A 14,456-nucleotide genomic window follows, 5' to 3' on the forward strand; every position below is an offset into this window, starting at 1 on the left:
GTCAGCTGCTCAGTGAAGGTCTTTCACTCAGCAAAATTTGGTAGAGCGGATTGTTGTTTTCAACCAGGTCGGCCAGGGTGTATTGATCAAGCTCGTGCAGAAAACTCTGTACGGCATCATGCAGCGCTTTTTTCAGGCGGCAGGCTGAGGTGATGTGACAAAAGTCACTGTGACAGTTCACCAACTGCAGGGGTTCCAGCGCGCGTACCACCTGACCAATCACAATATCTTCGGCGGGTTTACCCAAACGGATACCGCCATTTTTGCCACGCACTGCTGCAATGTACCCGGCACGACTAAGGTGATTGATAATTTTGACCATATGATTACGTGACACACCGTAGGTGTCAGTCACCTCACTGATACTGGTCATCTGGCCTGCGGGTAGCGAAGCGAGATAGATCAGCGCACGTAAACCGTAATCGGTGAAACTGGTTAGCTGCACGGTAACCTCAGAGATACAACCGCATATGAAGTTGTGATCCGCTCAAGAATTTGTATGGTTAACAATGATAATAAACCAGCCACGGCTAGCCGGGCCATTTTATTTAAGGTGAGAACGGCAGAAGGGAACGGCAGGAAACCGGTACTAAATAAAAGCTGGCCGGGCAATGCCCGGCCTGAAACGGAATTATGCGTCAAACGGGTCGCGCAGAATCATGGTTTCGCTACGATCCGGGCCGGTAGAAATAATATCAATCGGCACTCCGGTTACGTCTTCAACGCGCTTGATGTAGTCAAGCGCTGCCTGCGGCAGACCTTCCAGCGTTTTCACACCAAACGTCGTCTCCGACCAGCCTGGCATGGTTTCATAGATGGGCTCAATGCCTTCCCAACCCTCTGCTGCCAGCGGGGTGGTAGTGACTTCGCGGCCATCTGGCATACGGTAAGCAACACAGATTTTCACTTCTTTCAGGCCATCCAGCACGTCCAGTTTGGTCATGCAGAAGCCAGAAAGGGAGTTGATCTGAACCGCACGGCGCACGGCAACCGCATCCAGCCAGCCAGTACGACGACGACGCCCCGTTGTGGCACCGAACTCGTTCCCCTGCTTGCACAGGAACTCGCCGGTTTCGTCAAACAGTTCAGTCGGGAACGGGCCAGCACCCACACGAGTGGAGTACGCTTTCACGATACCCAGCACATAGTCAACGTAACGTGGACCAATGCCTGAACCCGTTGCTACGCCACCTGCGGTGGTGTTAGACGAGGTTACATACGGATAAGTACCGTGGTCGATATCCAGCAGTGTGCCCTGCGCGCCTTCGAACATGATCAGATCGCCACGCTTACGCGCACCGTCCAGCAGTTCGGAAACGTCAACCACCATGCCAGTCAGGATATCGGCAATCGCCAGGGTATCCGCCAGCACTTTGTCGTAGTCTACCGCTTCAACTTTGTAGTAGTTCACCAGCTGGAAGTTATGGAATTCCATGACTTCTTTCAGCTTTGCAGCGAAGGTTTCTTTGTTGAAGAGGTCGCCAACACGCAGACCACGGCGAGCCACTTTATCTTCATAAGCCGGGCCGATACCACGACCGGTGGTGCCGATGGCTTTCGCGCCGCGCGCTTTTTCGCGAGCAACGTCCAGCGCCACATGATACTCAAGGATCAGTGGGCAGGCTTCAGAAATGAACAGACGCTCGCGTACCGGGAAGCCGCGATCTTCCAGACCTTTCATCTCTTTCATCAGCGCAGCAGGAGACAGCACAACACCGTTGCCGATGATGCTGGTGACGTTCTCACGCAGGATGCCAGATGGAATTAAGTGGAGGACGGTTTTCTCACCGTTGATGACTAGCGTATGGCCAGCGTTATGGCCTCCCTGGTAGCGCACAACGTATTTTGCACGTTCTGTCAGGAGGTCAACTATCTTACCTTTACCTTCGTCACCCCATTGGGTGCCCAGTACGACGACGTTCTTACCCATTTTTCAAAATCACCGATTGCTTAAAAAAGGATTCTACCATCGTCATTTCCCTCTTTCAGCAGTTTTAGCATACGATTGCGTACTTTTTTACCAGTTAGCACTTTGTGCGGCGGGATTACAGTACGCGACACACTTAACCACCATTACCCCGGCTCACCATGTAGTAGATCACCGCACCGGCAACCACCAGACCACCCCCGACTCGCCGCAGCAGGCCATCCGGCATCCGCGCCATGGTGATGATCATCCGCCGCCAGAGGCGCGGATACAGCATCGGGCCTAATCCCTCAAATACCAGCACTAACCCCAGCGCCATCCACACTGTTGCGTTCATGTTATTCACTCACTGTCTTTGCCATTAAAAGAAACATAAAAAAAGGGCCGGAATTTCCGGCCCTTAGAGTGCACTATCAGCGGATTAGCGCGTCGTGGTAGACGGGCTCTTCATAAAGCGGAAGAAGTCGCTATCCGGACTGAGCACCATGACATCCTGATTGCTCTTGAAGCTGTTTTCGTAAGCACGCAGGCTACGGATAAAGGCATAGAAGTCAGGATCCTGGCTGAACGAATCAGCAAACAGTTTCGCCACTTCCGCATCGCCTTCACCCTGAGTAATCAGAGCCTGACGGCGCGCTTCAGCCAGTGTACGTTCCACTTCATAATCTGCCTGAGCTCTGACCTTCGCGGCTTCTTCTGCACCCTGAGCACGCTGGCTACGGGCAACAGATTCACGCTCGGCACGCATACGTGCATAGATAGCGTCAGACACTTCCGTTGGCAGGTTAATCTGCTTGATGCGCACATCAACCACCTGGATACCCAACGCCGCCATACTGTTCGGGTTGATAGCCGGTTCGTTGCTGTTCGTCTCGCTTTCAACGCGTTTCGCTACAGATGCAATCGCATCATCGGCGGCTGGCGTTGCCACTTCATCATCCTGGCCTGCACTACCGGTGTTCAGCGCATCACGTACATCAGTCGTCAGACGGCCACGAGAGTCAGTCACGATGTCTTTGACATCCAGACGACCAATCTCAGAACGCAGACGGTCACTGAACTTACGTTTCAGCAGCACTTCGGCCTGAGAGACATCACCACCGCCGGTGGCGAGGTAGTAACGGCTAAAGTCGCTGACACGCCATTTGATGTAGGAATCAACGATCAGGTCTTTCTTCTCTTTAGTGACGAAGCGATCGGCCTGGTTGTCCATCGTCTGAATACGCGCATCAAGTGACTTCACAGATTCCAGGAACGGGATCTTGAAGTGCAGGCCTGGCGCGTAGACCAGAGGTTTATTTTCAGAATCGCGCAGTACTTTACCGAAGCGCATCACAATGCCACGCTGGCCTTCCTGCACAACAAACAGTGACGCGTACAGCACCACCAGCACAACAATCAATAGTACGATTAATGGCTTACGCATCGCTTACTCTCTCCCTTCGCGCTGGGTATCGTTACGCTGAGCATTCACCCGGCGCTGATCCATAATGTCGTCCGGACTGAACGACGAACTGCCGCTGGCGCGCTCGTTACTGCCTGATGCCGGTGGCAGACGCAGCAGACCGCCGCTTCCATCCTGACCACTGGCAGATGCACCGCCCTGGCCACGCATCAGCTGATCCAGTGGCAATACCATCAGATTGCTGCCTTTATCGTTAACCAGCACCTTGCGGGTATGGCCCAGCACGCGCTCCATGGTTTCGATATACAGACGTTCACGGGTAATCTGCGGTGCCGCTTTGTACTCCGGCAGAATACGCGCGAAGCTGTCGACTTCACCCTGCGCTTCCAGTGTGACACGAGATTTGTAGGCACGAGCCTGTTCCAGAATCCCCTGTGCATCACCACGTGCACGTGGCAGTTTGTCATTAGCGTAAGCTTCCGCTTCACGAACAGCCTGCTCACGGTTTTCACGTGCAGCAATCGCATCATCGAAGGAGGCTTTCACATCTTCCGGCGGACGCGCTGTCTGGAAGTTGACGTCCAGAAGGGTAATACCCATATCGTACGGACGCACAGTTTCTTCCAGCTCACGCTGGGTTTCGCTACGCACCACGGTACGGCCTTCGGTCAGAATACGGTCCATGGTTGAACGACCGATAACGCCACGCAGGGCGCTGTCGGTTGCCTGACGCAGGCTGTCATCAGCGCTGGTCACAGCAAACAGATAACGTTCCGGGTTGGTCACGCGGTACTGCACGTTCATCTCAACGCGCACAACGTTTTCATCAGAGGTCAGCATGGTGCCGGAAGCCGACAGCTCACGCACCGCCTCCACGTTCACCGCACGCACCTGATCAACGAAGGTCGGTTTCCAGTTCAGACCCGGCTCGACCAGATGACTGAACTTCCCGAAGCGTGTTACCACGCCGCGCTCGGCCTCTTTGATGGTATAGAAGCCGCTGGCAGCCCAGATAACCACTGCTGCTACCGCCACGATACCGACCAGACGTCCGGCATTGCCGGGTTTGCGCTGGCCACTGCCGTTGCCGTCACCGCCTTTTTTACCACCGCCCAGGCCACCGAGCTTATTGCTCAGCTTACGGAAGATATCATCTAAATCAGGAGGCCCCTTATCGCGCCCTCCTTTATTTCCCCCAGAGTTGCCGCCTTGGTTATTGCTGCTTCCCCACGGGTCGCGGTCCTGTCCGTTATTCCCGGGCTGATTCCACGCCATGTTTATACTCCATTAATTGTGTGTGCGGTGGTATCCCAGGCCGGGATACACGTGTCAGGCAACATCAGTTAAACAATATAATCGACCAGCGAGGGTTCCTGTTTACACAGGCGACGCCAGTCAACGATTGGCATGCGCACATGTAACCCTACGCTACCATCGTCTTCATTCCACTCTTTCTCTATCGCCTGCAACTGGTAAAAGCGGCTACGTAACCGCCCAGCTGCTGGCGGCAGGCGTAAATCATACTGCGCGATTTCACCGGCCAGGCGCTCAGTCAGCGCCTGGAATAACAGTGGAATTCCTTCCCCCGTCTGGGCTGAAAGCCAGACACGGATGGGCAGGTTTTCTTCATCACGGTCGATACGCGGAACAAAATCATCCAGCATATCGATTTTATTCATCACCAGCAGGCTGGGGATTTCATCGGATTCAATTTCTTCCAACACCACGTTGACCGCTTCGATGTTGTCATCAAGCCGGGCATCCGCTGCATCAATCACGTGCAGCAACAGCGTCGCCTCACGGGTTTCCTGCAACGTGGCTTTAAACGCCGCCACCAGATCATGGGGCAGATGGCGAATAAAACCCACGGTATCGGCCAGTACCACTTCGCCCACATCAACCACATCAACACGACGTAACGTCGGGTCGAGGGTGGCAAACAGTTGGTCAGCCACATACACCTCGGAGGTGGTCAGGCGATTGAATAATGTGGACTTACCGGCGTTGGTGTATCCCACCAGCGAAACGGTTGGGACATCGGCCTTGTTACGGGCCTGCCTGCCCTGCTCGCGCTGCTTAGAGACGCGTTCAAGACGGGAAAGAATCAGCGTAATACGGTTACGCAGTAAACGACGGTCGGTTTCTAACTGGGTTTCACCCGGGCCGCGTAGACCAATACCGCCTTTCTGGCGTTCAAGGTGCGTCCAACCGCGAACCAGTCGCGTGGCAAGGTGACGCAGCTGCGCCAGCTCAACCTGCAATTTACCTTCATGGGTTCGGGCGCGTTGGGCGAAGATATCCAGGATCAGTCCGGTGCGGTCAATGACGCGGCACTCACACAGGGCTTCCAGGTTTCGCTCCTGTGCCGGACTCAAGGCGTGATCGAACAGCACCACGGAGGCACCGCTCTCTTTTACCGCATCGGCAATTTCTACAGCCTTTCCTTCACCGACAAAATATTTGGGGTGTGGCGCCTTGCGGCTGCCTGTAACGACACGCAGCGCTTCTACGCCAGCAGAAGACACCAGAGTTTCAAACTCCTGTAAATCTTCTGTATCTCTGTCTTGCGAGAAATAGATGTGCACCAGTACGGCCTGCTCACCGGCATCATAACGGTCAAACAAACTGAAAACCTCTCGATACTTTGTTAAACCTGCTGCGCGTTGGCCATACTGCGTCAAAACCAGATTCAAAATGCGCGTTCAGCTCACTAAACGGCGTTTTTTGCATGGATTCACTTAATGTCTTAAGCGCAATAAGGAAGCCAGGCGTTAGATTCGTTGCCATAAAAATATTGCCAGGACGGGGAACCGCGATCAAAAGACTCCCCGTCTTGGAGGGACAGCCACGCTACTTATTCAGCGTCATCACTGTCTTGCTGAGGCTGAGAAGCTGCCCCCTGGTTACTTCCGCTATGATGATAGTTGCTGCTTCCGCCACCTGCATTGTTGCTATGGTGGGAGACCGGGCGGGACGGAACAACGGTAGAGATCGCGTGCTTGTACACCATCTGGCTAACCGTGTTTTTCAAAAGAATAACAAATTGATCAAACGACTCGATCTGGCCCTGAAGTTTGATGCCATTTACCAAATAAATCGAAACCGGAACACGTTCGCGACGCAGTGCGTTCAAGAACGGATCTTGCAATGATTGCCCCTTAGCCATTCTATCTTTTCCTTATATGCTTGTTGTTTGTAACTTAAGAACCATAGGGTTCGAAATACGACGTAAAAAATTTGCGCAAGATAACGCACCAATTGTACACAATCACCCAGGCTTCGCACTAAGAACCTGTAACACTCTGTCGTATGCAACATCGGGCTGTTCGCTGTCAAGCCAGTGAACTTCCTTCCAGCCGCGTAACCAGGTCATCTGTCGTTTCGCCAACTGCCGGGTTGCGCAAATTCCCCGATAAACCATGTCATCGTAATCAATTTCACCGGATAAAAATGACCACATCTGGCGATAACCAACACAACGAATGGAAGGCATGTCCGTATGCAAATCACCTCGGGCAAAAAGCGCCCGAGCTTCCGCTTCAAATCCTGACGCCAGCATCTGATGATACCGCTGCTCAATACGCTGATGAATCAGTTCACGGCTCGCCGGTGCGATAGCAAACTGTGAGACATCATATGGCAGGGGATCGCCCGACGTTTTTGTCAGTTCCGTTAAAGTTTTACCCGAAATAAAAAAAACTTCCAGTGCTCGCGAGAGTCTCTGGGGATCATTCGGATGAATACGACTTCCAGCAACGGGATCTACATCACATAACTGGCGATGAAGGGCTTCCCAGCCTTCTTCGTTCGCCATCTGCTCAATACGCTGACGTACCTCTGGATCGGCCGAGGGCAACGGCGATAATCCTTCCAGTAACGCCTTGTAATAGAGCATGGTGCCTCCAACAAGCAACGGAATATTTCCCCGCCGGGTAATTTCCGCCATTTCGGCCAGTGCATCGCGCCGAAATTCTGCGGCCGAATAGGCCTCAGACGGATCGCGTATGTCCAGCAAATGATGGGGCGCGAGCGCAAGTTCTTCTGCGGATGGCTTGGCGGTACCAATATCCATCCCGCGGTAGATCAGCGCTGAATCAACACTAATCAGCTCTACCGGTAACGCCTGACGCAATGCAATTGCCAGAGAGGTTTTACCGGAGGCCGTAGGCCCCATCAAAAATATTGCCTTAGGCAGGCCAGCCATGGATTGTTCACTCATGCTTCAGGGCGTTCATCGCCGATTCAATATCGATGTATTGCAATAATCCAGAAGGTGGCGACTTCACTAACTGCGGGCAAAGTCGTTCGACTTCAGCCAGCAAGGTAATCGCCTGCGAGTGATTCCAGTGCTGATGTTCAGAAACCGACTGGCGCGCTAACCACTGCGCCGTCTGGCTCGCTGAAGCATCTTGCTGCCGGGCCAGATACCCTAACATTTCTGGAATCAAGTTTTGTAAATTTTGTTGGCGTAATGGTAAAGGCACGGCGCGTAACATCACATGATGAGCGTCAAACAGCAGGTCAATGCCCATCTCGCTCAATAAGGCAGCATTTCGGTTACCTGCCTCGCGCTCTGCCTTCTCCAGCTTCAATCGGACCGGAATCAATAGCGGCTGAGGTTTCAACCCCTCGCTACCGGGCTCCAGCTGTGTCTGTTTCAGCCAGCGCTCTGCCACTGCCAGCGCGATTAATGCCACACCCGATGTTCCGTCAACCAGCGCATACTGTTCACGTACTACCGTCAGCACTCGCCCAAAGCTGTGCACATGCCCGCTCAACGGTGCCGGTTTGTCTTCTTTTGCCGCGACCGCCACGGGGCGCGGATCTTCACTGCGTGCCGGGGTGTTCAATAGTTGCTGATAGACGGCACCTTCACGTTTCTGATACTGCGGCTCCTGCCGCTGCCAGCTATTGCCGCCGCTCCCGGTATTTCCCGCCGGGGCAGCACGCGGTGGCGTCGCCGGCGCAGGTTCAGCAAAATGATTCCCCCCTGCCGCCTGGCGGTTTTCCGGCTGCCAACGTTCGGCAGAGGCAGAGGACATTTCAGGCAGTGTTTCAGCACCGGTTTCCTGTAATACACTCACCACGCCTTGATAAATAAAGTCATGCACCAGGCGCGACTGATGAAAACGCACCTCATGCTTCGCCGGATGTACGTTGACATCCACCTGATGCGGGTCAATTTCCAGATACAGGACATAAGCAGGCTGATGCTGCTCCCCCAGTTTGTCCTGATAGGCCTGACGGATAGCGTGATTGATCAAACGGTCACGCATCATGCGGCCGTTAACATAGCAATATTGTAATTCCGTCAGCGCTTTTGACCCCACCGGGTCAGCCACCCAACCGCGTAAACTCAGATCGCCGTGCTGCCATTCAATGGTAAGGGCGTGAGTCATAAAAGCGGTGCCGCAGATGGCTGCCACACGGCGCTCACGCTGCGTACTATCACTGACGCCGCGATACTGACGCACCAGCTTTCCGTTGTGGGTGAGGGAGATCGCCACATCAAAGCGTGCCAGCGCGATACGCCGGATCACTTCATCAATATGGGTAAATTCGGTTTTTTCGGTGCGCATGAATTTGCGGCGCGCCGGGGTGTTATAGAACAAATCCAGCACTTCCAGCGTGGTGCCTACCGGGTGCGCCGCCGGTTTGACGGTCACCGCCTGATCGCGCCCTTCGGCATAGGCTTGCCAGGCTTCGCTCTGCGCTTCCGTTCGCGATGTCAGGATCAGACGCGACACCGAGCTGATACTGGCCAGCGCCTCGCCACGAAATCCGAGGCTGATAATCGCCTCAAGATCGTCCAGCGTCGTGATCTTACTGGTGGCGTGGCGCGCCAGTGCCATCGCCAGCTCATCTTTAGTAATGCCGCAACCGTTATCACGAATGCGGATCAGCTTTGCGCCGCCTTTTTCGATATCGATATCAATGCGCGTTGCGCCCGCATCCAGACTATTTTCCACCAGCTCTTTCACCACCGATGCCGGGCGTTCAACGACTTCACCAGCGGCAATCTGATTAGCAAGTTGTGGCGGTAATACCTGAATGGGCATGATTTATCCTTAGAAAAGGGCCAGGCATGCCTGCCCCCTGGGGAGGGGCGAGGTATGCCCCGCACGAGATTATGACGCCGGAATTTTTAATGTCTGGCCAAGCATCACATTCTGAGACTTCATCTTATTCGCCTGCTGGATAGCCTGCGGGCTAACGCCATATTTCGCCGCAATCGCCGTCAGCGAATCGCCACGGACCACTTTATGCCGGGCCGGCTTTTTGCTTTTTGCCACACTGGCGATGGCGGCCGTTTTACTGCCTGCTGGCACTTTCAGACGCTGTCCCACCCACACCACATCTTTTTTCAGGGTGTTCATGGAGCGCAGTGTCGACATGCTGACACCGTAGCTGGCGGCGATACCGGATAACGTTTCACCGCGTTTCACCACATGGCGCTGCGTTGCGCCAGTGTATTCGGTCGCTGTTGGTGCCGGGTTAGCCTCGACTTCAACCGCCGTTGCGGCTTGCAACGGTCGGTTTTCCTCCTTTGGGATCGATTGTAGCGGGTGCGCCAGGAAGTAGTTGCGCAGGCCTTTATAAATCGACTCGGCAATCTTCTGCTGGTAAGCGCTACTGCCAAGCAGTCGCTCCTCCGAAGGGTTACTGATAAAGCCGGTTTCCACCAGCAGAGAAGGAATATCCGGCGAGCGCAATACGCCCAGGCTGGCATGTTCCGGCCGGCGTTTGTGCAGTGCGCCTACGCGTTGCAACTGCGCAATCACTTTCACTGCCACATCGTAGCCGACACGCTGCGAATGGCCGAACTGTAAGTCCAGCACTGCCTGGCTCAGGTAGGGATCGGCCTGGCTGTTGGCTAACAGGTCACCTGCCCCCCCCAACAGTTCTGATTGCTTCTCATGCTGCTCCAGCCAGCCAGCCATTTCACTATTGGCACGACGGTTCGACAGCACCCAGACCGATGCCCCGGATGCTGAGCGGTTAGGTGCGGCGTCAGCATGAATAGAAACCAGCATATTCGCATTCTGTTTACGCGCCACATCCGAACGCCCCATCACGGAGATAAAGTAGTCGCCGTCGCGGGTCATCACCCCTTTAAACATCGGGTCGGCATTGAGCAGCTCTTTCAGCTTACGCGCAATCGCAATGGTGACGTTTTTCTCTTTCAAGCCACCGCCGCCAATGGCACCGGGGTCCTGACCACCGTGACCGGCATCGATCGCCACAATCACCGTATCGTTGCTACTGGCCGCGCTGCGCGGGCGTGCGACCTGATTGCCGCTGCTGACCGACGTCACCGGATTAGCATCAAACGGGCTTTTCCCAGGCTGACTGGCTGGACGTGAACGGGAGACACTGCTGACTGGCGCATTGGGACTGGCGGTTTGTGCGGCAGGCTGCGTACCCGTAATGGTAAACACCACGTTGTAATTATTGCCGTTACGCTGGGTGACCGCACGCGTTTTCCCACGCTGGGTGAGCTCAAAGACAAGCCGGATACTCTGGCTGTCTTTCGCCGTACTGGAACGAATGCGTTTGACAATATTTTCACCGCTGAAATTCAGCGGCAGCCCTTGAACAATCCCGCTCTGGCGAATATCCAGCACCACCCGGTCCGGGTTATGCAGCGGGAAAAAGGCATAGACGGGCTGACCGGCAAAGCTCAGGGTCACTTCCGCCTGGTTACTGCCGTTCGAGACTTTAATATCCGATAAATTTGCCGCCAGTGAGCTAAATGAACAGCAGAACAGCGCCAGCAGACACCAGGCTTTCAATCGCAACATCATGCGCCACCCTGCTCAGCGGTCATCCGCGCCAGCATCACTTCACCCGCAGGCGAGCAGGCACGCAATAAGGCTTCGCGCGCATGCCCCTGATAACTGAGGTGCAGTTCCAGATCCGGCTCGGGCAGAACACCCGCGCCCTGCTGCGGCCATTCGACCAGACACAAGCTGTCAGGGCCAAAGTAATCACGAATTCCCATAAACTCCAGTTCTTCCGGGTCAGACAAGCGGTACAGATCGAAATGATAAACCCGGCGATCCGGCAGGACATAGGGCTCAACCAGTGTGTAGGTAGGGCTTTTCACATTGCCCTGATGGCCGAGTGCCTGCAAGAATCCGCGGCTGAAAGTGGTTTTACCCGCCCCCAGATCGCCATAGAGATAGAGGGTCGCCGCGCCATCACAGGCGCGGGCCAGGCGGGCACCCAATGCGAGGGTTGCTGCCTCATCGGGCAACGCAATTACACAGGTCATCATTCTTTAGTATTCGAGATCTCAGGATTGACAAACAGATACAGCTCGGAGAACAAATCGGTGGCTAACATTCCGCGTGTACCGCGACGTTGCGCCACTGCGTCTGCCGCCGCTCCGTGCACTACGCATCCTGCGCAGGCGGCATCGTACAGTGAGAGCTTTTGCCCTGCCAGGCTGCCGATGATACCAGATAACACATCTCCCATTCCCCCGCTGGCCATACCGGCGTTGCCGACATCAGCAATCGCCAGTTCGCCCTGCTCGCTGGCGATGAGCGTCCCGGCACCTTTCAGTACCACAACGCCACCATAACGCTTTTGCAGACGCCGTACAGCCAGTAAGCGGTCACTCTCAATATCGCTAACTTTAGTGTTCAAGAGCCTTGCGGCTTCGCCGGGATGCGGCGTAATAACCCGATTTTGACGTTTATCGGGGCTGATTGCCAGCAGGTTAAGCGCATCGGCGTCCCAAAGCATCGTTTTCTGAGTATTTTCTACCTTTTTCAAGGCTTTCTTACCCCATTCACCCTGGCCAAGACCGGGGCCAATCACAATGACATCAGCCCATTCCAGGCCTGCATCCAGCGTCTCTGCCGTCATCTCCTGCACCATCAGCTCGGGCCGTGCAGTCAACAGCGGGCCAACATTCTCAATGTGAGTAAGCACTCGCACCAGCCCTGACCCCGAACGTAATGCGGCCTCAGCCGTCATTCGAATGGCCCCGGCAGTGCCATGATCGCCCCCGATAACCAGCAGTCGCCCGTGATCCCCTTTGTGCGAGGTGGGACGACGAGGCGGCAGCCAGGCGGCCAGATGATGAGCATCGTAACGCGCGATGGGCGCAGACCGGGTCTGCAACCACGCATCAAGATTCAGACTGTGGCAATGTAGCTGACCGACATGGTCACGCGCCTTACCCGTTAGCAAACCTGGTTTTAGCCCCACAAATGTCAGCGTGTGTTGGGCATCTATTACCACTCCGGGCACTGTCCCGTTAGCAGCCACTAACCCGGAAGGAATATCCAGAGAGAAAACCGGCGCAGTATGGTGGTTTGCCTGCTCAATAAGACGGTCATAGGGAAAAGCAGGAGGGCGATTGAGACCGGTACCCAGCAGGGCATCAACAATGACATCTGTCTTTTCTGGCCATGCAAACGAGACATCGTGGATCACGCCTCCGGCCGCCAGCCAGTTTTCACGTGCCTGACGAGCTTCCTCCGGCAGCGCGCTGTCACTCTCCACCGCAATCAGGGCCACTTCCACACCGGCCGCCTGCGCCAGGCGCGCCACCACAAAGCCGTCACCGCCGTTGTTACCCGGTCCACACAGAATCACCCAGTGTTGCGCATGCGGCCACTGCTGGCGCAGCAGACTGAAGGCAGCTTCCCCCGCTCGCTGCATCAATTCGAACAGGGTGATGCCAAGATTGTCCGCCCCCTCACGCTCCAGCCTGGCTATCGCCTCCACAGGCCAGACAGAATAGGGTAAACTGACCGGGTCTTTTTGCTGGTTCAGGTCATTCATGTCGCATCCTCTCGATTTCCATCAACTCGCTCTGGATATTAAACAGTGGGGGCTTGACCTCGGCTTTCAGCAGGTGGGTATCTGTGATACCGACTTAACGCTGGAAGAGCCGCGTCTTCAGGCCTGGCTGGATAAACAATATCACGGAGAAATGGACTGGATGGCGCGTCATGGCATGATGCGCGCCCGTCCCCATGAACTGCTTCCCGGCACGTTACGGATGATCAGCGTGCGGATGAATTATCTGCCGGCAAAAGCCGCCTTTGCCAGCACGCTGAAAAATCCGCGCCTCGGTTATGTCAGCCGTTATGCTCTTGGCCGCGATTACCACAAAGTATTACGTAATCGACTGAAAAAGCTCGGCGATAAGATCCGCGAACACTGTAGCGAGGCCCAGTTCCGGCCCTTTGTCGACTCTGCCCCACTGTTGGAACGCCCACTGGCCGCCAAAGCGGGCCTGGGCTGGACAGGCAAACACTCGCTGATCCTTAATCGTGAAGCGGGGTCGTGGTTTTTTCTTGGCGAATTACTGATCGACCTGCCATTACCCGTAGATCAACCGGTGGAAGAAAACTGCGGGCGCTGCGTGGCCTGTATCACCACCTGCCCAACGGGTGCGATTGTCGAACCCTATACCGTTGATGCCCGCCGCTGTATCTCCTACCTCACGATTGAGTTAGAAGGCGCGATCCCGGAAGAGTTTCGTCCATTAATCGGAAATCGTATTTATGGTTGCGATGACTGCCAGCTGATCTGTCCGTGGAACCGATACGGCCAGCTCACCGATGAGGATGATTTTAGCCCGCGAGCGGTGTTACACGCTCCACCGTTGATCGAACTTTTTGCCTGGGATGAAGCGAAATTTCTGCGTATCACGGAAGGATCGGCTATCCGACGTATTGGTCATCTGCGCTGGTTGCGTAATATTGCGGTAGCGCTGGGCAACGCTCCCTGGGATGAAAAGCATCTGGCGGCGCTGGAAACACGACGGGGCGAAAACAACATGCTGGATGAGCATATCGACTGGGCTATTGGCTGCCAGTTAGCACGACGTGAAGAAAACAGGGTCGACGTTCAGAACAACCAGCAAAAACGTCTGGTTCGCGTCATTGAGAAGGGATTACCGCGTGATGCTTAATTGCACAACATACGGAATATTACCCACGCGGAATCTTTTCCACATGCTGTGAATAAAAATAAAAAGTCGTTGTCATTCAACCGTCACAGGAAGCACAAGTGATCCAGATAACAATTTGAAATATTCACAATAATAGACAAAACAGCAAGTTACGTATAACAACTAATTAGCGGCTGTTTTTTCGCGCG

General features: G+C 54.8%; 13 protein-coding genes. 1 reads left to right on the forward strand and 12 read right to left on the reverse strand.

The features are described 5' to 3' along the window. Window position 1: 1 nt before the first annotated feature. The 12 genes from nsrR to nnr all read right to left on the reverse strand — a co-directional run bounded on the left by nsrR (window position 2) and on the right by nnr (window position 13,130). Window positions 2-445, reverse strand: coding sequence for a nitric oxide-sensing transcriptional repressor NsrR (gene nsrR, locus FY046_RS21785; protein WP_133842552.1), 444 nt, complete (start codon window positions 443-445; stop codon window positions 2-4). Window positions 446-631: 186 nt separating this feature from the next. Continuing rightward, window positions 632-1,930: an adenylosuccinate synthase gene (locus FY046_RS21790; protein ID WP_133842553.1), complete on the reverse strand. Its 1,299-nt coding sequence runs from the start codon at window positions 1,928-1,930 to the stop codon at window positions 632-634. A 133-nt stretch (window positions 1,931-2,063) separates the two neighbouring features. Then, complete coding sequence (locus FY046_RS21795) at window positions 2,064-2,264, reverse strand: DUF2065 domain-containing protein (RefSeq protein WP_133842554.1); 201 nt, start codon at window positions 2,262-2,264, stop codon at window positions 2,064-2,066. An 84-nt stretch (window positions 2,265-2,348) separates the two neighbouring features. Further along, complete coding sequence (gene hflC, locus FY046_RS21800; RefSeq protein WP_133842555.1) at window positions 2,349-3,353, reverse strand: protease modulator HflC; 1,005 nt, start codon at window positions 3,351-3,353, stop codon at window positions 2,349-2,351. A 3-nt stretch (window positions 3,354-3,356) separates the two neighbouring features. After that, on the reverse strand, window positions 3,357-4,607 hold the full coding sequence (hflK, locus tag FY046_RS21805) for an FtsH protease activity modulator HflK (RefSeq protein WP_133842556.1): 1,251 nt from the start codon (window positions 4,605-4,607) through the stop codon (window positions 3,357-3,359). 68 nt (window positions 4,608-4,675) lie between these two features. Beyond that, window positions 4,676-5,956, reverse strand: coding sequence for a ribosome rescue GTPase HflX (gene hflX / locus FY046_RS21810; RefSeq protein ID WP_133842557.1), 1,281 nt, complete (start codon window positions 5,954-5,956; stop codon window positions 4,676-4,678). Between the two features lie 230 nt (window positions 5,957-6,186). Continuing rightward, complete coding sequence (gene hfq, locus FY046_RS21815; protein WP_062745674.1) at window positions 6,187-6,498, reverse strand: RNA chaperone Hfq; 312 nt, start codon at window positions 6,496-6,498, stop codon at window positions 6,187-6,189. Window positions 6,499-6,600: 102 nt separating this feature from the next. Then, window positions 6,601-7,551 carry a tRNA (adenosine(37)-N6)-dimethylallyltransferase MiaA gene (gene miaA / locus FY046_RS21820; RefSeq protein ID WP_167864323.1) on the reverse strand — a complete coding sequence of 317 codons (951 nt, stop codon included), beginning with the start codon at window positions 7,549-7,551 and terminating at the stop codon, window positions 6,601-6,603. Beyond that, the gene (mutL, locus tag FY046_RS21825; protein WP_446186477.1) at window positions 7,544-9,391 is read right to left on the reverse strand and encodes a DNA mismatch repair endonuclease MutL; all 1,848 of its coding nucleotides are present in this window, start codon (window positions 9,389-9,391) and stop codon (window positions 7,544-7,546) included. Before mutL ends, miaA begins: the two co-directional genes overlap by 8 nt. Window positions 9,392-9,460: 69 nt before the next feature. Next, window positions 9,461-11,137 (reverse strand): N-acetylmuramoyl-L-alanine amidase AmiB, encoded by a 1,677-nt coding sequence (gene amiB, locus FY046_RS21830; RefSeq protein WP_133842560.1) that lies wholly within the window; start codon window positions 11,135-11,137, stop codon window positions 9,461-9,463. Next, on the reverse strand, window positions 11,134-11,610 hold the full coding sequence (gene tsaE, locus FY046_RS21835) for a tRNA (adenosine(37)-N6)-threonylcarbamoyltransferase complex ATPase subunit type 1 TsaE (RefSeq protein ID WP_133842561.1): 477 nt from the start codon (window positions 11,608-11,610) through the stop codon (window positions 11,134-11,136). Before tsaE ends, amiB begins: the two co-directional genes overlap by 4 nt. Then, window positions 11,607-13,130 (reverse strand): bifunctional ADP-dependent NAD(P)H-hydrate dehydratase/NAD(P)H-hydrate epimerase, encoded by a 1,524-nt coding sequence (nnr, locus tag FY046_RS21840; RefSeq protein WP_167864322.1) that lies wholly within the window; start codon window positions 13,128-13,130, stop codon window positions 11,607-11,609. The genes tsaE and nnr overlap by 4 nt, the downstream gene beginning before the upstream one ends. Here nnr and queG point away from each other — a divergent pair. After that, window positions 13,129-14,268: a tRNA epoxyqueuosine(34) reductase QueG gene (gene queG / locus FY046_RS21845; protein ID WP_446186478.1), complete on the forward strand. Its 1,140-nt coding sequence runs from the start codon at window positions 13,129-13,131 to the stop codon at window positions 14,266-14,268. The genes nnr and queG overlap by 2 nt on opposite strands. The last annotated feature ends 188 nt before the right edge of the window (window positions 14,269-14,456 follow it).

This window comes from Erwinia sp. 1181_3 (genome assembly GCF_052824965.1).